The organism is Fervidobacterium nodosum Rt17-B1, assembly GCF_000017545.1.
Taxonomy (GTDB): Bacteria; Thermotogota; Thermotogae; order Thermotogales; family Fervidobacteriaceae; genus Fervidobacterium; species Fervidobacterium nodosum.
The window spans coordinates 1,656,825-1,678,087 of record NC_009718.1 but is presented as its reverse complement, the minus strand read 5'-3'; the positions used below and the strand labels follow the sequence as shown (position 1 = coordinate 1,678,087).

20 protein-coding genes and 1 tRNA gene are annotated in these 21,263 nt (G+C 34.9%); 16 read left to right on the top strand and 5 right to left on the bottom strand.

Annotation, left to right across the window (positions count from 1 at the left end):
- Positions 1-59 precede the first annotated feature (59 nt).
- The 16 genes from FNOD_RS08050 to fliY all read left to right on the top strand — a co-directional run bounded on the left by FNOD_RS08050 (position 60) and on the right by fliY (position 17,176).
- Positions 60-135, top strand: a tRNA-Ala gene (locus FNOD_RS08050).
- Between the two features lie 195 nt (positions 136-330).
- Positions 331-957, top strand: coding sequence for a hypothetical protein (locus tag FNOD_RS08045; RefSeq protein WP_011994693.1), 627 nt, complete (start codon positions 331-333; stop codon positions 955-957).
- 286 nt (positions 958-1,243) lie between these two features.
- Positions 1,244-1,513: a co-chaperone GroES gene (gene groES, locus FNOD_RS08040; protein ID WP_011994692.1), complete on the top strand. Its 270-nt coding sequence runs from the start codon at positions 1,244-1,246 to the stop codon at positions 1,511-1,513.
- Positions 1,514-1,534: 21 nt separating this feature from the next.
- Positions 1,535-3,151 carry a chaperonin GroEL gene (groL, locus tag FNOD_RS08035; protein ID WP_011994691.1) on the top strand — a complete coding sequence of 539 codons (1,617 nt, stop codon included), beginning with the start codon at positions 1,535-1,537 and terminating at the stop codon, positions 3,149-3,151.
- Between the two features lie 115 nt (positions 3,152-3,266).
- Positions 3,267-3,788 carry a dihydrofolate reductase family protein gene (locus FNOD_RS08030; protein WP_041257230.1) on the top strand — a complete coding sequence of 174 codons (522 nt, stop codon included), beginning with the start codon at positions 3,267-3,269 and terminating at the stop codon, positions 3,786-3,788.
- Positions 3,789-3,922: 134 nt separating this feature from the next.
- Positions 3,923-5,980: an elongation factor G gene (fusA, locus tag FNOD_RS08025; RefSeq protein ID WP_011994689.1), complete on the top strand. Its 2,058-nt coding sequence runs from the start codon at positions 3,923-3,925 to the stop codon at positions 5,978-5,980.
- Between the two features lie 151 nt (positions 5,981-6,131).
- Positions 6,132-7,076: a coiled-coil domain-containing protein gene (locus FNOD_RS08020; RefSeq protein WP_011994688.1), complete on the top strand. Its 945-nt coding sequence runs from the start codon at positions 6,132-6,134 to the stop codon at positions 7,074-7,076.
- Positions 7,073-9,613, top strand: a complete 2,541-nt coding sequence (locus FNOD_RS08015) for a flagellar hook-length control protein FliK (protein WP_011994687.1) — start codon at positions 7,073-7,075, stop codon at positions 9,611-9,613. Before FNOD_RS08020 ends, FNOD_RS08015 begins: the two co-directional genes overlap by 4 nt.
- The gene (locus tag FNOD_RS08010; RefSeq protein ID WP_011994686.1) at positions 9,585-10,241 is read left to right on the top strand and encodes a flagellar hook assembly protein FlgD; all 657 of its coding nucleotides are present in this window, start codon (positions 9,585-9,587) and stop codon (positions 10,239-10,241) included. Before FNOD_RS08015 ends, FNOD_RS08010 begins: the two co-directional genes overlap by 29 nt.
- Before the next feature lie 34 nt (positions 10,242-10,275).
- Positions 10,276-12,588, top strand: coding sequence for a flagellar hook-basal body complex protein (locus tag FNOD_RS08005; protein ID WP_011994685.1), 2,313 nt, complete (start codon positions 10,276-10,278; stop codon positions 12,586-12,588).
- Positions 12,589-12,633: 45 nt separating this feature from the next.
- Positions 12,634-12,837 carry a flagellar FlbD family protein gene (locus FNOD_RS08000; RefSeq protein ID WP_011994684.1) on the top strand — a complete coding sequence of 68 codons (204 nt, stop codon included), beginning with the start codon at positions 12,634-12,636 and terminating at the stop codon, positions 12,835-12,837.
- A 46-nt stretch (positions 12,838-12,883) separates the two neighbouring features.
- The gene (locus FNOD_RS07995) at positions 12,884-13,672 is read left to right on the top strand and encodes a motility protein A (protein ID WP_011994683.1); all 789 of its coding nucleotides are present in this window, start codon (positions 12,884-12,886) and stop codon (positions 13,670-13,672) included.
- Positions 13,672-14,544 (top strand): flagellar motor protein MotB, encoded by an 873-nt coding sequence (locus tag FNOD_RS07990; RefSeq protein WP_011994682.1) that lies wholly within the window; start codon positions 13,672-13,674, stop codon positions 14,542-14,544. The genes FNOD_RS07995 and FNOD_RS07990 overlap by 1 nt, the downstream gene beginning before the upstream one ends.
- Before the next feature lie 2 nt (positions 14,545-14,546).
- The gene (locus tag FNOD_RS07985; RefSeq protein ID WP_011994681.1) at positions 14,547-15,071 is read left to right on the top strand and encodes a flagellar basal body-associated FliL family protein; all 525 of its coding nucleotides are present in this window, start codon (positions 14,547-14,549) and stop codon (positions 15,069-15,071) included.
- A 45-nt stretch (positions 15,072-15,116) separates the two neighbouring features.
- Complete coding sequence (gene fliM / locus FNOD_RS07980; protein ID WP_011994680.1) at positions 15,117-16,106, top strand: flagellar motor switch protein FliM; 990 nt, start codon at positions 15,117-15,119, stop codon at positions 16,104-16,106.
- Entirely contained in the window at positions 16,103-17,176 is a 1,074-nt protein-coding gene (gene fliY, locus FNOD_RS07975) for a flagellar motor switch phosphatase FliY (protein WP_011994679.1), read from the top strand. The genes fliM and fliY overlap by 4 nt, the downstream gene beginning before the upstream one ends.
- A gap of 60 nt (positions 17,177-17,236) precedes the next feature.
- Here fliY and FNOD_RS07970 read toward each other — a convergent pair whose 3' ends face one another.
- The 5 genes from FNOD_RS07970 to rdgB are packed head-to-tail and all read right to left on the bottom strand — an operon-like array spanning position 17,237 to position 21,250.
- Positions 17,237-18,550: a GH1 family beta-glucosidase gene (locus FNOD_RS07970; protein ID WP_083756827.1), complete on the bottom strand. Its 1,314-nt coding sequence runs from the start codon at positions 18,548-18,550 to the stop codon at positions 17,237-17,239.
- A 37-nt stretch (positions 18,551-18,587) separates the two neighbouring features.
- Positions 18,588-19,124 carry a Gx transporter family protein gene (locus FNOD_RS07965; RefSeq protein WP_238374584.1) on the bottom strand — a complete coding sequence of 179 codons (537 nt, stop codon included), beginning with the start codon at positions 19,122-19,124 and terminating at the stop codon, positions 18,588-18,590.
- Positions 19,055-19,426 (bottom strand): NusG domain II-containing protein, encoded by a 372-nt coding sequence (locus FNOD_RS07960; RefSeq protein ID WP_011994676.1) that lies wholly within the window; start codon positions 19,424-19,426, stop codon positions 19,055-19,057. The genes FNOD_RS07965 and FNOD_RS07960 overlap by 70 nt, the downstream gene beginning before the upstream one ends.
- A 6-nt stretch (positions 19,427-19,432) precedes the next feature.
- Positions 19,433-20,626, bottom strand: coding sequence for an imidazolonepropionase (gene hutI / locus FNOD_RS07955; protein WP_011994675.1), 1,194 nt, complete (start codon positions 20,624-20,626; stop codon positions 19,433-19,435).
- A gap of 39 nt (positions 20,627-20,665) precedes the next feature.
- Positions 20,666-21,250 carry an RdgB/HAM1 family non-canonical purine NTP pyrophosphatase gene (gene rdgB, locus FNOD_RS07950; RefSeq protein ID WP_011994674.1) on the bottom strand — a complete coding sequence of 195 codons (585 nt, stop codon included), beginning with the start codon at positions 21,248-21,250 and terminating at the stop codon, positions 20,666-20,668.
- Positions 21,251-21,263 lie beyond the last annotated feature (13 nt).

The window sequence follows — 21,263 nt, the reverse complement described above, 5'->3', positions numbered from 1 at the left end:
CTTGATTTTTTGTATAAATATGGTAAAATGATTAGCGTCAAACAATTGGTATATCCAGTGGGGCCGTAGCTCAGGTGGGAGAGCGCTACCATGGCACGGTAGAGGTCGTGGGTTCAAGTCCCATCGGCTCCACCAAATTTCAATAGATCGTGAAAAAGCCCTGAATTCTTCTCAGGGCTTTTTGTTTATTAATTTGTCGATTAGAAGCAAGATTAAATGTGACCTCTTAGATTTGTGATATAATAAAGCGAAGAAATTTACAGGTACTGCTTAAGACAGTTGAACACTTTCATTTGAGCCTATATTTAACAGCTACAAGGGGGGACGTATATGGATTTTGAAGCTATTAATGAGCGTATTTCAGAAATTATTAACAAACATACCGAGCTTGAGAAAAAGCTCTTCGTTGTTAATCAAAAAAACAACTATCTCTCTTCTTTGAATGAGGTCTTAGACGAACTTTCAGATATGGTTTCAGAAGTTTCTGAGAAGGTAGAAGACTGGCTTGATTACGTATCTGATTTAGCCGACAACATGGACGACTGGCTCGAGGAGTTCTACGACATGGTTGATCAATTTATAGATATGGCACAGAATTCAATAGACCAAATCGGTGAGTACGATGAAGATGATAATGAAGAGTACGATTTTGAAGAAACAGCTGAAAAAGTTGTAAGTGTATTTGAAACCTGGGAGAAACAGTTTTCTCAGTTGATGGAACTTGTAAAAACTGGAAACAATAAAGTTGTAGAGATGTTTTTGACCGTCAGTAAACTTCAAAATGAGGTTGATGTCCAATCGTTATCGAACATGAAACAGCTTGTTAGTCACTTAGTTGATTGGAAAAAACGTATAGAGTTGGCTGTAAGCGATTTTGAAAGGTGGAAGGACTTTGTTGAGAAGCAAGTTGAAGATTTTGAGGAGTTTCATGAAAATATCAAAGACGTATTTGAATGATGATGTGACTCATATATCGAGTATTAAGAAACTAAGGTACAAATATGTTGTTGAGTTTCTCAAAATGTCATGAATTTATCTGCACGATGAACATCTGAAAATTTTATCCAAAGAAAGAATAAGAAAAAAGAAGAAATGTGCAAATATTTCTGTTTAGATTTTAACATTAAGCTATATTCAGTCAAAACGGCAATTCACAAACTGCCCTTTTTTGTTATACTAAAATTAACAAACGGAATATTAGAGTGATAATCAAACCAAATCTTAGACAGGAGGGGGTAAGAGTATGAAAGTGAAACCACTCGGTGAAAGGTTACTTATTAAGCCCATCATTGAAGAAAAAAAGACAGCAGGTGGAATTGTCCTTCCAGATGCCGCAAAAGAAAAACCCATGAAAGCAGAGATTGTTGAAGTTGGTAAACTTCCTGAGGATTGCCAACTCAAAGTTGGAGATAAGGTAATTTACAACAAGTACTCTGGCACGGAAATAAAGATAGATGATGAAGATTACATCATCATTGATGTAAGCGATATTTTAGCAAAAATAGAAGAGTAAAAATTCAAGGAGGTGTGAGATATGGCAAAGTTATTAAGATACAGTGAAGAAGCAAGAAGGTCATTAGAAGCAGGTGTAGATGCAGTCGCTAATGCAGTTAAGATTACATTGGGTCCAAAAGGTAGAAATGTTGTTATTGAAAAATCATGGGGCAGCCCAACAATTACAAATGATGGTGTCTCTATAGCAAAAGAAATTGAATTAGAAGACAAATTTGCAAATCTTGGTGCACAACTTGTTAAAGAAGTTGCAAGCAAGACTAATGATGTTGCTGGTGACGGTACAACAACGGCTACAGTTCTTGCTCAAGCGATGATTAAAGAAGGACTCAAGATGGTAGCAGCTGGCGCAAATCCGATATTGATTAAAAAAGGTATCGACAAAGCAACATCAAAGGTTGTTGAAGAGATTAAGAAAATTTCAAAGAAACTTTCAAGCACAGAGGATATCGCACACGTCGCATCAATCAGTGCAAATAGTGAAGAAATTGGTAAATTAATCGCAGAAGCAATGGAAAAAGTTGGCGAAGATGGAGTTATCACAGTCGAAGATAGCAAAACAATTGATACTTACGTTGAATTTACAGAAGGTATGCAATTCGACAGAGGTTACATCTCACCATACTTTGTAACAGACCCAGAAAAGATGGAAGTCGTTTACAATGAACCATTCATACTCATCACAGATAGAAAACTTTCAAACGTTAAACCGCTCATCCCTATTCTTGAAAAAGTAGCTCAAACAGGAAGACCACTTGTAATTATCGCAGAAGATGTTGAAGGTGAAGTTCTCACAACGTTAGTTCTCAACAAACTCAAGGGAACACTTAACACCGTAGCAGTTAAAGCTCCTGGCTTCGGTGACAGAAGAAAAGCAATGTTACAAGATATAGCAATTCTCACAGGTGGTATTGTAGCAAGCGAAGAAGTTGGAATTAACCTCGAAGACCTCACACTCCAAGACCTTGGTAGAGCAGACGTTGTAAGAGTTAAGAAAGACGAAACAATAATTGTCGGCGGAAAAGGCAAGCCAGAAGAAATCAAGAAGAGAGTTGCACAAATCAAAGCACAAATCGAGCAAACAACAAGCGAATACGAAAAAGAAACACTCCAAGAAAGAATGGCAAAATTAGCTGGTGGTGTCGCAGTAATTAAGGTTGGTGCAGCAACAGAAACAGAACTTAAAGAAAAGAAACACAGAATTGAAGACGCACTCAGCGCAACAAGAGCAGCTGTTGAAGAAGGTATCGTCCCTGGCGGTGGAATTACATTACTTAGAGCAAGAAAAGTTCTTGAACCAGTTCTCAATGAACTTACCGGTGACGAAAAACTCGGTGCTCAAATAGTCTACAATGCTCTCGAAGCACCAATTAGACAAATCGCTCTCAACGCAGGTTACGATGGTGCAATAATTATCCACAACGTACTTTCAAAAGATGATGTAGCATACGGTTTTGATGCCCTTAAAGGTGAATACTGTAACATGTACGAACGTGGAATTATCGACCCAGCAAAGGTTACAAGAAGCGCTCTACAAAACGCAGCATCAATTGCGGGTATGCTCCTTACAACAGAAGTGCTCGTAGTTGAAAAACCAGAAGAAAAGAAACCAGCAGCACCTGAAATGCCAGAATATTAATACTAAATACTTAAAAAATATTAATAATAACAGCGTCGAGGAAATGTTCCTCGGCGCTTTTTCATTCTTTATGGTAAAATTAATTGGAATATATTTTCAAAAAGTAGGTGAAGCTATGCGCGTAAGGCTTTTAGCTGTCACAGATATCCACGGTGTTATAGCTACAATGGAAAGCGATGACATTAGTTGGGGGAGTAGAGAAGATAAGGCTTTATTTAAAGAAATTACCACAAGTTCTGGCGTTGTAGTTATGGGGCGAAAGACATTTGAAAGCATTGGAAAAAAACTCCCTAATAGATTTAATGTTGTGTTGACTAAAAAAACAATTGAATATTTTGAAAATTTAGATTATAAACCTGATTTAATACTATCTTGTAGTTCTCGTGAGGCGGTTGAAACATTAAATAAGATGGGATATAATGATATTTGCGTTATTGGTGGTCAAAGTGTTTTCACTCAATTTCTAAATGAAGGTATAGTTACTGACATCCATCTTACCATTGAACCTGTAATTTTACCCGGCAATTTTTACTTATTTTCCAATGAAATCACAAGAAAATTCGATTTAATTCTACAAAATATAAGGAAATTGAACGATGTTGGGACAATAAACATACATTACATTATAAAATACTGAACTTAATCTTTATCCTTCATTCTGAAAAATTAAACGGATGTTTGAAAAAAGATAAATAATCTGGTAAAATACATAAGATAGTTATTAACATTTTATTTTTAATTCTAACTATATAAACTGTTGGAGGTGGGGAAATGGTTGCGAAGGATAAACGCACAGTAGTGCTTGTAGGGCATAACGGTTCCGGTAAATCTGCTTTAATGGTTAGCGCGTTAAACCTCGGAGGTTTTAACGTAACAAAAAAAGATATCGATTCAGATCCTATTGAAGTCCAAAGAGGAGCAAGTATTAACTCGCATGTTGGAACATTTAAATACGAAGGCAAACAAATTACATTGATTGATACACCGGGTTTCAGTGATTTTATAGGTGAAGTTATAAGCGCGGTATTTGTTTCAGAAAACGTTCTAAGTGTTGTAAACGCAACAGCTGGCGTTGAAATTCAAACAGAAAGAACATGGGCTCTAGCAAATGAAATGGAAAAGCCCATTATGGTTTTTGTCAACCAAATGGATAAAGAAAGAGCAAGCTTTGATAATTCCATTGCTTCATTGAAAGAAAGATTTGAAGCTAAAATAGTTCCAGTTGTTTACCCAATAGGTCAAGAAGCAAGTTTTAAAGGTATCGTTGACTTACTATCAGGAAAAGCCTATATATATGAAAATGGAAAGGCCAAAGAAACAGATATCCCTGCAGATTTGAAAGACAAAGTAGAAGAAGTTAAAATGTCAATAATGGAAGACATTGTCTCTCTTGACGATGCGTTGATGGAAAAATATTTTGCAGAAGAACCAATATCTGCGGAAGAGCTTTGGAATGCTTTGAGAAAAGGTTTTATTGAAAGACAAATTGTACCTATCTTCGCAGGTTCAGCTGAGAAAAACATAGGAGTTGATTTCTTACTTAAAGCGATTAACGCACTAGGTGCATCACCTCTTGAAGTCAAACCTTACAAAGCGAAATTGGAAAGTGGCGATGAAGTAGAAATAATTCCATCGGAAACAGATCCGCTTGTAGGATACACATTTAAAGCGGTTGTTGACCCATTTGTTGGTAAGTTGAGTTTTATTAAAATAATATCTGGAAATATGAAACCTGGAGATGCATTCAACAACGTTACAAGAGGGACTCAAGAAAAAGCAGGCCACTTATACTTTGCAAAAGGTAAGGAAACATATGAAATAGAAGAAGTCTCATGTGGTGATATCGTTGTTCTTCCAAAATTAAAGGATAGCGGAGTTAAAGACACAATAACACACAAAGATAGAAAACTTACGATAATTTCTCCAGAATATCCAGAACCAATGATTTCAAAGAGTGTCAATCCAAAATCAAAGTCAGATATAGATAAAATCAGTAACGGTCTTAGCAGACTTGCCGATTCAGACCCAACGTTTGCATGGGAATTTGACCCAGAAACATCCGAAACTGTTATTTCAGGTATCGGTGGAATGCACCTTGACGTAATGGTTGAAAGATTGAAGAACATATTTGGTGTCGATGTCGAAGTTGGTAAACCAAAGATAGCATACAGAGAAACAATTTTAGGTAGAGCGGAATCCGAACACAAACACAAAAAACAATCTGGTGGACATGGTCAATACGGACACGTAAAAATATTGCTCGAACCAGCTGAAAGAGGAACCGGTTTTGAATTTGTTGATAAGATCGTTGGTGGAGTTATACCAAGAAACTTTATTCCATCCGTTGAAAAAGGTATTAGAGAAGCTATGAAGAAAGGTGTATTGGCGGCTTACCCTGTCGTCGATGTCAGAGTTACACTCTTCGATGGTTCATACCACGAAGTTGACTCTTCAGATATTTCATTCCAAATTGCCGCTATACAAGCTTTCAAAAAAGGTATGCAACAAGCAAAGCCTGTTTTACTTGAACCTGTGATGTACGTAGAAGTATTTACACCAGATGAAAATGCGGGAGATGTCATGGGCGATATCAGCTCAAGAAGAGGAAGACCTATGGGAATGGAACCTGCGGGTAAAGGTATTACCGTTGTAAAAGCAGAAGTACCACTTGCGGAAATGTTAGATTTCCAAGGAAGGCTTTCATCAATAACAAGTGGTAGAGGATACTTTACTATGAAATTTGAAAAGTACGACGTTGTTCCACCAAATATCCAAGAAAAAATTATAGCCGAACGTAAGAAATATCTTGAAGAACAAGCTGAAGAATAATAATAATTATCATAATTTATTTCAAACGGGCTGATTTTTCAGCCCGTTTTTTATTTTCCTAATCTTTTAGGAAATAACGGTATGAAGCAAGAAAATTAAATGTGGAGAAGTCTAAAAAGTTAAATTGAAAGGAGCAATTCGAGGTGAATTTATGCAAAAAAGAGCAAAAATTTTAACTATACTTTTCGGTATTATTTTCGCTATAGCTCTTGTCTTTATATTATTTTTATACGGTTATTCAACTTTCCTTGAAAAACAAATTTACGGAGAAGGCGCAAGTGTATTCCAAGGGTGGAGAAGTTATGTGAGTTATCTTTTCTCCAAAATACCATTTGTAAAAAATTTTATAAATTACGAAGGTTTAGAAGTAATGACCGCTAGAGAGTATTTCGAAAAAATATATGAAAATTACAGTGCACAACTAGAGGAAAAAATAAAAGAAATCGAAAACAGAGAAAAAGAACTTTCATCAAAAGAAGCCAAAGTCGATAATTTGATTAATTCAATAAAGGCTATAGAGGAAAGTTGGAAGGAAAAAAAGCTTAAGGAAGAAATAAGCAAGGTTGAAGATACGATTAGTCTAAAAAGATTGCAAGACATAGTTGATACATTTGTGAATTCAGATGCGGCACAGTTGAGAAGACTTATGAACGCAGATAATATGTCAGTAGATACACTCGCGCTTGTATTTTCAAAACTAGCTCCCGATGTAAGGGCAGAAATGGTACAAGAACTTACAGCAGTAAATCCTGTAAAAGCAGCTCAAGTTTTAGAAAAAATGGGAGGAGTAGACCAAATAATAAGCGATATAGATTTCAAAATAGAAGAATTAAAAAACACAATTTCCGATTTGGTAAATACAGAAGCAGAATTAGTTACGCTCAGTGGTTTTAGTAAAGGTTTATCTTCTTTCTTGAATAAAATGAGTTATGAGGAACTCTGGAATTTTATCTTGAAGATAAAATCAAGACCGGATTTAGTATTTTATTTACTATCGAACGTCGACCACCAAACAATGGTTAGGTTACTTAAAGACATTAAAGACAACGACGAACAACTATTTATAGAAATAATAAACAAGGGAGTGAGATTTTGATTAACATTGTAAATTTAACAAAGTTGATTCAATCTCAACCACCAGAGGTTGCCAATGAGATATTAAAAAAATTAGAAAATCAAAAAGAATATGGTAATAAACCATTTGAAGAAATTCTTAAGGAAATAATAGAACAGCTAAATTCCACAAAAGAAGAAACTAAAAAATATCAAAGTGTTCAACAAAACATTCAAGCTAATAAACTTGAAAAGAATTCTTCTGAAATTAATAAATTGCAAGTCGATAAGGCAAAAAATGAAAATGAAATAGATAGCATATTTGAGAATAAAAATATCTTAAAAAGTAATGAAAATTCTAAAGAAATGGAGAATACTACAAAAGAAACCTTAGAAAAAAATGTAATCACTGAAAAATCTGAGCAAATGGAACCGATGAAAATATATAACGAGGATAAAAATGAAGAAAATAGTGTTGAAATGGAACAACAAATTAAGTTAACGGAAAAAGATATTGAATTTTTAAATAAGGAATTATCAAAATTACAAAGTGAAACTGAAAAAACAGACCGCAAGCCCATACTAATTGCTTCTTCCGAAAGGTTTGAACCAAAAACGCAAACAAACCAAAGTGCTATCATACAAAACGATTATAACGCACTTACAGAAAAAGCAGAGGAAAAATTACAAATCCCTAATCAAAAACAAGTTTCAAAGATAAATATTACACCAGAAAAACCAGAAAAAGTAGAAACTCAAAACGTTGATAAAAATCCTAAAAAAGAAAATGGCGTTATGGAAAAGTCAAATAATAAGTCTGTATTAGATAAAAATACAGATAATTTTTTTGTGCTTGATAATCAAAAATACACAAAAGAGAATATGGATAAATTAGTCAATAGAATTCCAAAAAGTTATGGCAATAATTCTGAAACCAAAAACCCAAAAAATGAAACGAAAAATATACAGAATAATCAAGTAAAAGTAGCTTCAAACAAAAACCCACAGAAAAATGAGAATTTATTAGAAAAGTCGAATGAAAACAAAAATCAAGAAGCTTATATTCAAGTCAATAGCTCACAAGATAAACTTGAGAAAATCCACACCAATTCTCCAGAAACACTCACAAAAGAAAAATCAAAAATAATTTATAAAGAAGACTATATTAAGCAACCTAACCAAAAAACAACAAATGAAAATAAGAAAGATTACATTTCGCAATTTTCAACAAGCTATATTACCAATATATCAACCTCATCTAATACACAAAAAGATACGATTCAAAACACTAAAGTTGGTAATATCAATATCAACGTTAACTACCAATCTCAAAGTTCAAATGGCAAAAAAGAAAACTATGTTAAGCAAAACGATTTGATAACATCAAACAATGACATCAAAAATGTACTAAATGAAATAAACAATATTGTTATTGCTTTTAATAATCTCAATATGTCATCCCAAACCAACCAAGCAGATCAAAGCAATCTAAAAAATAAAACAATTCTCAACTATGTTGCCAACTATGTTAATGAAATCACCAAACAGGAACAGAAACAACAAAATTCAAATATTCTAGATTTAAGTGTAAATACTAATATAAAACCTAAGAATCTTGCACAAAATGTCCAAGAGAAATATGAAGACAATGAAATAATTTCAGATCTTTCAAAATCGATAATTCAACTTAAAGCCATTGTAGATATAGCTAACTTAGAAAATTTAAATATTAAAAACACCAAATATACAGACTCAAAATCATCTTTCCAAACGAGCGTTAAGACGAGTGACCCTACTTTTATTATTAATCCACATTCAACCATTATCAAAAATTCTACAGATTTTTCAAGTGGTAATTTAAATAATTCAAAAAATTCACAAATAAACCCATATTCTGACAATTCTAAAAATGATTTTCAAAATGAATTAAGGAATAACACCTACGAAACATCGAAAAATAATTTAGAAGTAAAATCTCTAAAGATTGAGTACAACAATAAAAATCAGCAAAAAATGGAATCAGATATTGAAAAATCAAATTATGAAGACAGACCAAAAGTTTCAAACAAATTCATAGAAAGACTTGCGGAAATGACTTACAGAAATTTAGAGCAAAAAAATGACGTATCATCTACTACTCAAACTAATAGGTTTGAGTTAGCAGAACGACTTCAATCTTCAAGAAACCTTGAGCAAATTTATGAAAAGATTAGAGAATTTTCATTATCAAATAGAATTGAGGAACGAGTCCAAATGAAATTGTTACCAGAAAATCTTGGAAATCTCGATATAGAAATGAGAAAAGAAGGTAAACAAATAACACTTCTTTTCATAGCAGAAAATGAAAAAGCTAAAGATACAATCGAGAAGAATATACACATCTTGCGTGATAGATTAAGTAACTTAGATCTTGAAGTAAAAAATGTAGAGATTAAAACCAAGGAAGAAGAAAAATATTACGAACATGAAAGAAATGACCATCAAAATTCACAACAACAACGAAATGAAGAAAATCAAAAAAGAAAATACACCTACGAAGAGGTGATTGAAGATGATGATGAACGTAAACTCGATGTCTAATCTATTCTCAACGTCAACCGATCGAACCACGAAAAAAGATTTAGATAAAGAAGCTTTTTTAAAGTTGCTAATCACACAACTCAAGAGCCAAGATCCTCTCGAGCCTATGAAGGATAGAGACTTCATAGCTCAAATGTCTCAATTATCATCACTTGAGCAGGTTATGAACATGAGTAAATCGGTCCAAAGTTTCGTTGACACCGCCGCTCAACTTTACAGAACGCAAGCTGTATCTATGATTGGTAAGACCGCAGTTGTGAAAACAAATGTTATCAATGTTGAAAACGGTGTCCCCGAATCAAAAGTATTTAATTTAGATTCTCCAGCGAACATTGTAATAAAAATATTTGATTCAAACGGGAAATTAATAAAAGAAGAGAAAATTGGTCAAGTTGAGGCAGGAATGCAACTCTTCGCTTGGGATGGAAAAGACGAAAATGGCACAAAAGTAAAAGATGGTAGATACACATTTAAGATATTAAAAACAACTCCAGATGGCGGATATGAAGAAATCCCAAGTGTTGAGAGTGGAATTGTATCAGGTGTTCAATTTGATGGAAATAAAATAAATGTTATAGTTAGCAACAAAATATATGACATATCCGAAATTTCCGAAATACATGCGTAAAATAATAAAAATCTTATAGAGGGGTGAACTATGTATGATGAGATCGCTCTACAGTGGTGTTTCAGGTTTACAAGGATTCCAACAGGAAATTGATGTAGTGAGCAACAATATTTCAAACGTAAATACAATAGGTTTTAAAGGCGCACGTGTAACCTACGCAACTAACTTTTCTCAAATTCTCGATATGTCAAGAAGAGCAACAGACAATACAGGTGGAACAAACCCAAAACAGATAGGTTACGGTATAAGAGTAGCTTCTATCGATAAAATAATGAACCAGGGAAGTTTCCAAAATACTGGTAAAAAGACAGACTTAGCAATTCAAGGCGAGGGTTTCTTTATACTTTCAAACGGGCAAAGACAATTTTTCACACGTGCCGGTAACTTTGACCTTGATTTGAACGGTACCATTGTTCAACCAACAACAGGGTTAAAATTACAAGGTTGGGTTGCAGAAGTAGATCCCATGTCTGGAAGAAGGTACGTTGATACTAATAAGCCCATTAGTAACATACAAATTTCTTCCGGATTAAGTATGGCAGCCAAGCAAACAACAAGAATGACCATGGCCGGCAATTTGGATGCGCGCGTTGGCCCTGAAAAATTTGTCATTGCAATAAACGGTTACGGTGGTAGAACCATAAACACGAAAGTTTCGTTTGAAAGAGACTTTGGAGCACTTCAAGATACTTTTAGCGATTATCAAGTGTACTTAGGGAAAATAGATGCGAATTTGGACGATAAAGTAGATGGGAAAGTTTATATAAAATTTGACAAATTTGGTAATGTTGTAAATGCTGGAGCAATTAAACAAAAATTATCGGGTACAGCTTCCGGTGGAGCTTTGACCTTAACTAATCCTATTCAACAACAAGACGGAAACTATTTGTTTATTATCAGAGATAGCAATGGAAAAATTGTTGACACATTATCAAGGAACGTTTTAAATGGTTCGGTCACAGAAGCCATAACATCTGAAAAACTTGTTGATGGTCAAACTTACAGTGTAGAAATTGCCGCGTCAACACAAGAAGTGGTTCCACTTGATATGCAATTTGATTACCAAACAGTAGCATCAACAGCAAATGGTCAACTTTCAAATAATTTTACAGTTCAATACGTAGTTGAAAACCTTGATGGAACACCTGTGGCTATAGCACCACAAAATATAACAAGTTCTGGGACTCAGAGTATATCAGATGCAGCTTTGACCCCAGGAACACAATATAGGGTAAAGGTTATGATAAACGGTAAAGTCTTTGGTTCAGAAGTTGTAACAGCGACAACTGATGGTGCTAATGGTCGTATATCATTTGAATATACTCAAGGAAAATACGGTGTTATAAGAACAGTAAGAGACAGCGTTTCCGGAAATGTTATAGGAACTTATAACGTACTTTTAACAAACGGTGCAAATACGATATACGATGATAATTTTATAAGTGGTAATTCTTACATCGACGAAATATATCAACCTTCAAAGGTTGATATGATAACAATACCAGGTGCTGGTGAGCCAAGATTCTATGAAGCAGATAATCCAACTAATTTCTCTGTTGTTTCATTTAAATCCCCGTTCTACACAACATCAACCCAAGTTTACGATTCGTTAGGTAATCCATACACACTCTATATCGATTTTGTGAAACTTGCATCTGTGTATGGAAACCATGAAAATGCTTGGGCATTTAGAATCAGAAGCGCATCTGGTGAAAACATAAAATACCTATCTAATTATGATACAGCAACCGAAATCACCGGTGGTACTTGTGGAGTATTAAGATTCGATAAAACTGGTAGACTTCTTGGAGTTAATTCATTTGATCCATCAACTGGTAGAATTTCGGAAGGTGAAAATGTAGATGCTATATTGTTCAATGCTGGCGAAAATGGAGACGGTATTGTTAAGATAAAACTTGATTTAAACAGTATGACTCAATTTGCAGCCCTTGCCGATGCATTCGTAAAAAACCAAGATGGTAATGCACAAGGGGTACTTGAATCTTTCTCAATATCAGAAAATGGTGACATAATCGGATCGTTCACAAACGGACTTGTTGACGTACTTGGAAAAGTAGCACTTGCAACATTTAACAACCCAGCAGGTTTATTAGAACTTGGAAACTCACTATACGGTGAAAGTGCAAATAGTGGTACAGCAAGGATAGGTCAGCCAAGCAAAGGTGGTTTTGGCTCACTTGTAGCAGGTGCGCTTGAAATGTCAAATGTTGATCTTTCGGAAGAATTCACAAAATTGATAATTGCTCAAAGAGGTTTCCAAGCAAACGCTAGAACAATAACAACAGCAGATCAAATTCTACAAGAGGTTGTAAACCTCAGAAGATAATGAAAATAGCTTAAAATATCTTAGAATCATATACGGAGGATAATTATGATTCGACTTACAGGACTTAATGGAAAAGAATTTTACTTGAACGCTGAATACATTGAGAAGATAGAAGCAAATCCGGATACGACAATTACATTATTTAATGGAAAAAAATACATCGTTGCCGAACCTGTTGAAGAAGTAGTAAAAAGAGTGCTTGAGTATAAGAAAAAAATAATTTTACCACCAAGACCTTCAGAAGAATAGTTTAATCGAAAAAACATTATATGTATCATACGGTAGGTGATGTTTGGTGGATATAACTGTTCTTATAGGTGTTGTTTTAGGATTTGGAATGATGGTTTATGGTATAATAAGTGGTTCAGGTGACTTTGCGACATTTATTAATATACCATCATTAGTAATTACAGTGGGTGGTGCTATTTCATCTGCCATTACAGCAAACAAAAAGAATGTTGTTTTTGGTATAGTAAAAGTTATAATGGGAGCTATAAAAGAGCCAAAGATAGATTACGTTGGCACGTTGAGAACGCTTGTTAGTTTTTCCGAAAAAGCTCGAAGGGAAGGTTTACTATCACTTGAGGCTAACATAGAAGAAATCCAAGATCCATATTTTAAAAAAGCCATTCAACTTGTCGTTGATGGAACTGAGCCCGAAGTTTTGAGGAACATGATGGAAATCGAAATTGATATGGCAACAGCAGAAATGATGGACCAAAAAGCTTTTTTTGACTCACTTGGAACATTTGGACCAGCATTTGGAATGATAGGTACTTTGGTTGGTCTTATACAAATGCTTAAAAGTTTGAACAACCCTGAAACGTTGGGACCATCGATGGCGGTTGCGCTTATAACAACATTGTATGGTTCTATCCTTGCTAACATTGTTGGAATACCAGTTGCAGAAAAAATTGCTAAAAGGGCGGCTGATTTGGAAGTTTTCAAAAGAATGATTTTAGAAGGCATCATATCTATACAAGCTGGGGAAAACCCAAGAGTGCTTGAGGAAAAGTTGAAATCTTATTTACCATCTCAGGAAAGGACAAAGTATGAAGCACAAGTCCAAGGAGCTGGTGCTTAGTGGCTAAAAAGGAAAAGTGTGTTTGTAAGTCCGTTCCTGAATGGCTTAATACGTATGGAGATATGGTTACATTACTTTTGACGTTCTTCGTTTTGTTATTCTCAATGTCGACAATAACTCCCGGTAAATTCCAACAGGTAGTTGTAGGTATAACCGTTGCGTTAAAAGGTAATCCACCAAGTGTTTTGACAGGTGGTCAAACACTTAGCGAAGAGGCGCTTATCTCAAGTAAACCAGGGGTTTATCAAGAATTATTAAGAATCTCAGAAGAATATAAGGGAAAAATAACTATAGAAGACAAAGATGAAGGTACTTTAATAACTTTGACAAATTTTAAAATATTCGAACCAGCAAGTGCACGACTTACAGCAGAAGCCAAAGAAATTATTGAAAAGTTAGGAGCGGTAATAATCGAACACACTTCAAATATTATTGAAGTTCGCGGATATGCCGATGATAGACCTCTGACGCCTGATTCGATATACCCATCAAATTGGCATTTAAGTAGCGCACGTGCCTCTACCGTTGTTAATTTCATGCTCACTGAACTTAAACAAAAAAGATACGTATTGAGGCTTGCTGATATTCGCTCTGGATTGTTTGACATTGATTATTTTTATGCTCCAGACAGATTTGTACCAATTGGAAAAGGCGATGTAGATGTTAACAAGGAGTTGAAATCTTTAAAAGCAAACTTTGATTTTGATATTTCAAAACTTCAAAATGATTATGCAAATGGTAAAATATCATTAGAAGAATATCAAACAAAAAGGGCACAAATTACGTCAAAATACAATGATGATATAGAAAATACAAGGAGAAAACATAGGAAAATCGAAATAATGATAAAAAGAGAAACGAGAGGTGGATAAAGATGCCAGAAGAAATGGAACAACAACAAGAACAAGGTGGTAAAAAACCTAATCCGATAATGGGAATTTTAAAGTTGGTAGGAATACCTTTGATAGTTTCGTTGGTCGTTACTTTAGCAGTATTCTTTCTTCTTGGCCAAAATAAACAACCACAACAACAACAAGAACAACAACAGGTAACAGCTCCAACTCAAATCAAAGCCGTTGTGATTCAAGCTGGAAAATTTCAAACATTTATGTTAAAGGGTGGAAGAGATGTTGTTGTAATCGATTCATTAACACTTCTCGTTGGTAGCGAACCTTGTCGTGCAGCAGTTGCTGAAAAAAATGACGAAATAATGGATGCGTTGAGCATAATTTTTCTAAGCAAAGAAAGATTCGAGTTAACGACACCTGCAGGTATTGATTTATTGAAAAAACAAATCAGGGAAGCGGTAAATGAAATAACAGGATTTACAGGTGAAAAGGAAAAATTTGGGGTAATTAATGTATACATATATATCAAATCAATAAGCAGTGTTCAATAAAGCATAAAACCTAAAAATTAAGAAAATAAAACAGGAGTGATTTGTTTGTCAGATGTTCTCAGCCAGGAAGAAATAGACCGTTTATTGGCTGCGTTATCTCAAGGAGAAGTTAATATAGAGGAAGTAAAAAAGGAGGGCGAAGAGAAAAAAATCCGTACCTATGATTTTTTGCGCCCTCAAAAGTTTTCAAAGGAGCAAATTAGAACCGTTCAAATGATTCATGAAAACTTTGCTAGAAGCGTTTCCACTTATCTTTCAGGAAAGTTAAGGTCATTCACATCTGTAAATGTCGTTGGAATAGATCAGCTAACATACGATGAATACATGAAATCGATTGGAAACCCATCATTTATAACCATCTTCACAGCTAGGGAATTCGTTGGAAGCTCTATTCTGAACATTAATTTAGAGATATTCTATGGTATATTGGACGTATTGCTCGGTGGACCTGGGGAAGTTATCGATGCTAAGCGAGTACCAACGGAAATCGAAATAGGAATTATAAAAAAGGAAATAGTTAATATTTTAACTTCTCTTTCACAAGCTTGGGCTTCCGTTCACCCATTTATACCTGTCGTTGAGTCAACGGAAACAAATCCACAATTTGTTCAAGTTGTTCCAAGCAATGAAATGGTACTTGCGGTGACTTTTTTCGTGAATTTTGGAAAAATCGAAGGATACATGAGCATATGTTGGCCATCTTCTGTAATTGAACCAATAGGTGAAAAATTAACAACACAAAGTTGGTTTAAAATAAAACAGAAAGAAGTTACACAAGAATTAGTAGAAAATCTTAAGCTTAACATAAAAAAAGCTAAGTTGGATGTCATTGCTAAAATTGGAGAAACTAAACTAACGCTAGGTGAAATATTAACCTTGGAAGTAGGTGACGTAATTAGATTGCGTGAACACTACGATGAACCAATAAAAATAGAAGTAAATGGTAAAACCAAGTTCCTTGGCAAACCTGGGCAGTTTAAGGGTAACTACGCAGTAAAAATCACCAAAGTTATCGAGGAAGGTGAAGAAGAATGATAGCAGACGATTTCCTCTCTCAAGAAGAGTTAGACGCATTATTGGGACAATTAACAAGTGAAGAATCACTAACTGATATAGAAAAAGACATGATAGGTGAAGTCGGCAACATAATCCTTGGCAGTGGTGCTACAGCTCTTTCAAGTATACTCGGAAGAAAGGTTGACATTTCAACACCTGAAGTCGAGGTGAAAACTCTTAAAGATTTAAGAAGTGAAGTCTCAGGTGAAAAAGTCACCGTTATAATACATTTCGAAGGAGCGGTTGAAGGATTAAATGCTCTTGTTCTTGAAAAAAAGACCGCCGCTGAAATAGCTGATATTATGATGGGTGGACTTGGAAAAGTTGAGAGTGACGAACTCGATGAAATGAAATTAAGCGCAGTCGGCGAAGCGATGAATCAAATGATGGGGTCTGCTGCTACATCCCTCTCTGACATGATTAAAAAAAGCGTAAATATAACACCTCCGACCATTGAAATTCTTAATTTTGACAACGCGGAAACAAAATTTCCACCAATCGGGGAAGATGCTGATAAAGTGGCAAAAGTTAATTTCACAATGTCGATAGAAGATTTAGAGCCTGCAAAATTTTTCCTAGCGATGCCTATACCATTTGTGAAAAAAATGTACGAAATGATATTCGGTAAAACTGAAAAACAAACAGCAACTTCTCAAACTCAAAAAACACCAACGCAAAGTGTTCCAAGCCCCTCTATTCCCAAGGAAAAAACAGCGGTCGCGGCAAAACCTGTACAATTTGAGGACTTTGGAAAAGTCCCATCAGCTCAAGAACAAACGCAAGTTATAGATGAAAGATTACAATTGCTATTTGATATACCACTAAACGTATCTGTTGAATTAGGTAGAACAAAACTATCTCTTAAAGAAATTATGGAATTGGGAGTTGGGTCATTGATTGAACTTGACAAACTTACTGGTGAACCGGTTGATATTTACGTAAACAACAAACTTATCGCACGTGGAGAAGTAGTTGTCATAGATGAAAACTTTGGTGTAAGAATTACTGAAATCGTCAGTCCAAAAGAAAGGCTGTATGGATTGAAGTAAATAAACAAAATCGGTCGGTAGAAAAACCGACCGATTTTATTCATCATTTTATCTATGATTTCAGCTTCTCAAGAACTCTTTCAACCATTGTGCACTCTTTTTCAGAATTCTTTTTTGCGTATTGTAATCTACGTAAACTATACCAAATCTTTTTGAATACCCATAAGCCCACTCAAAGTTATCAAGGAGCGACCAAATAAAATATCCTTTCAAATTAACACCAGCATTTATAGCTTCAAGTGCTTTTTCGAAGTGTTTCTCCAGGTATTCTATTCTGTAATCATCTATAACTTTACCGTTTTCAACTTTATCTGGTCCAGCCATACCATTTTCTGTTATGTAAAGTGGTAACCTATACCTTTCTTTGAGATAGATTAACATATCGAATAAACCTTGTGGATAAATTTCCCAACCCATTTCCGTCTTTGGTAAATCACCGCTAACATAAGAAAATTTCATTGGATTTGTTTCATCAAACACAACAAGAGTTCGAGTATAGTAGTTAACACCAAAGAAATCTATAGGTGTTGATATAATGTCAAAATCGTTATCAGGAACATTAAGCCCCATCTCAACGTAATTTTTAACAGCTTCTTCAGGATATTTTCCAAAGATAACAGGATCGTGGAACCATGCGTTGATTACTTTGTCAACCAAACTAGCTACAAAGAAACTTTCCGGTCTTGAATCACCTGGTTCCACTTTCGTAACAACGTTCGTAAGTCCTATCTTTCCATCTCTTACCTCTTCTCTAAATGCTTGTACAGCATGCCCATGCGAACGCAAAAGATTATGTGCTGCTATCAAAGCCTCTTGCAAATTTTGATGACCTGGCGCATGTTCACCAGTAAAGTATCCAAGGAAAGATGAACACCATGGCTCGTTTAACGTAATCCAATGTTTTACCCTATCTCCAAGTTCATTAAACATGAGTGTTGCGTAAGCTCTAAAGTACATTGCTATATCGTCGTTAAGCCATCCACCCTTCTCGTACAAGGCGTAAGGTAAATCCCAGTGGTAAAGAGTAATAAATGGAATGATATCGTTTTCTAAAAGTTCATCCACTAGTCGATTGTAAAAATCGATACCTTTTTGATTAATGTTCTTCCCATCTTGCATAACTCTAGGCCAAGAAATTGAAAAACGATAAGCGTTAAGACCTATTTCCTTCATTATAGCTACATCTTCTTTAAATCTATGGTAATGGTCACAGGCAATATCACCAGTGTCACCGTTGAATGTTTTACCTGGTGTATGGGAAAAAACATCCCAAATAGATGGTCCTTTACCATCTTCCTTTGCCGCACCTTCTATTTGATACGCTGCAGTCGCTGTTCCAAACAAGAAATCTTTCGGAAAATCTGAACGTTTTATCATATTCTCACCCCCAATATCAAAAATCCAATAAGATCTAATTCTTTATTTCTAATCGTGCTGTTTGAAGCGCCAAATAAGCGTTTGCAATCGCTGAAAAACTACCAAAGAAAAGTACTATCGGTAACAAACTGTAAATAGCTTTCGAACTTATTAAAACACTACCAACAAAAAATTGTGTTATGTTATTCGCAACCATTCCTATTATACTTATACCTGTTATCCCAAATATTTTTGTTTTTGAAACCAAACTCTGTACCATGGCAGAAGCAATACTTCCAAAAAAACCCATAAAAAAACCTGGTGTGAATATGGTACCAGAGAGAATGGAGCCCAAAAGTGATTTTGAAACCGCAAGAAGTAAAGCATCTGATAAGGAACTATAATAAGATAGATATAAAACTATAAAATTTGAAAATCCCCACTTCCCACCAGGAACTGGAAACGGGATTATACCTTCAACAACATAAACAACACTACTAATCGCAATAAATAAGCCGAATATCACCACGTTTCGACGTCTATATTCTGATTTACCTTTTTGAATTCTATTATCGTTCTGTTGGGGACACATATTATACTTCCTCCAGGTTTAACTTTTCCGGTCTTTTCACATATTTTATCTGGGCAATTCGATTCCGTCACCCAAATAAAATTCCCATCATAGTGTAAAGTGGTTATATATTTACCATCTTCGTTATTAATTTTCCATTCACCTGGTTTATCAAAATAGTACGTCTCTTTTCCAGAAATTCTAACAACTACCCCTTTGTAATTATCGACTTTTCTAAAGATTTTACCTACTAAAAAAATAACCGCTATAGATAAAACAACCACAAAGATTACAAAATCCGCCTTTTTAAAATCCTTACGCATCTAATATTACTCCTTACTTAAAATATCCCCATCAATGACAACTTTATCAACAAAATTCGTTTGGAACATGTATGGTATATCAAGAAATTCGTTTGTATTCCATAAAATAAGATCCGCAGGATACCCAGGCTTTACAACTCCAGACTTTAAACCGAGCACGTATGCGCTATTCACAGTGTACGCATTTAAAACCTCCTCTGGTTCCATACTCAAAAATCTTATGGCAAGATGCATAACAAACGCTGGATTGTAAATAGGTGATGAACCGGGATTGAAATCCGAGCCCAACGCAACTCCTATACCACTATCGATAATTTTTCTCGCAGGTGCGTATGATTCACCAAGATAAAAACTCGTAGAAGGCATTAAAGTAACAAAAGTTTCATTCTCTGAAAGTACCCAAATATCTTCATCGTTTATTTTTAAAACATGGTCAACACTCACAGCTCCGATTTGCGTTCCGAATCTCGCCGCGCCAACGTTCTCAATTTCATCTGCGTGAAGCCTTATCTTAAAGCCCAAATTTTTCGCTTCAACAATAAAATCTTTGATTTCTTCAGGTAAGAATACCCCTTTATCAACAAACGCATCGACAAAATCCGCAAGCTCCTCTTTTTTAATTAACGTCAATATTGATTTCATATCAGAGATATACTCTTCCGTTGTCTTACCTGAATCGCTTCTTGGTCTTGCATGAAGCCCAAGAAACGTACCAACAATTTTATTTTTCATCTCATGATTAAGTTTTTTAATTACTCTAAGCTGCTTCAACTCATTTTCTATATCAAGCCCATAACCACTCTTGCACTCAATACCTATAACTCCGTGTTTCGTAAGTTCTTTGATTTGCTTTTTTCCTTGCTCAAATAATTCTGTTTCTGTACTTTTTCTAACTAATTCAGATGTAAAGTGAATACCTCCACCAGCTTTTAGTATCTCAATGTAACTCTTCCCACGTGCTCTCATCAAAAACTCTTTCGAACGTGAGCCCACAAATGGGATATGAGTGTGTGCATCAAAAAATCCAGGCGTTACCATCTTAGCTTTTATATCAGCATTTTTGTGTTTTCTTATATCGATAACGTTTTTACCTTCTATAACTATATCAACATCAAATAATTCCTCAATTTTTTTCATTTCTATGCCTTTAACTGGCTGTTTAATAGGGGTAATTAATCTTTCAGCATGAATCGTTAGCACATAGAACACCTCTTTAAACATTTTAACTATTTTGAACAATTAAATTTGTCGAAGTTCCCCAATTTTTATCAACATATCGAAAAGCTTTTTAAAGGCCACACTTCTATGACTAATTTTCTTCTTCACTTCTTCTCCGAGTTCTCCGAAAGTCTTATCGTATCCTGCTGGGATAAATATTGGATCATACCCAAATCCATGACTGCCACGTATTTCAGTTGCTATAGTTCCTTCAACAAAACCTTCTACGGAAATTAAGAATTTGTTTAATGGATTAAAATATGTAGCTGAGCAAACGAATCTTGCCTTCCTTTCTTCTGGTGTTCTAAAGTTTTTCATAAGTTGCAAAATACTTTCCATCTTCTCTACATAACTTGCATTTTCCATATACCTCGCAGACATAACTCCAGGAAAACCGTCCAGACTGTCAATAGATAAACCCGAATCATCAGCTATAACCGGTTGATCGATATGTTTTCCATACTCAATGGCTTTTATAACAGAATTTTCCAAAAAAGTCTCTCCGTCTTCAACAACGTCCATTTCTGTATCTATACTCAATAATTCAACAAAATCAGGTATAATCAATTTAATCTCATGTAATTTATGCGCATTTTTACTTGCCATGAAAATTTTAAAA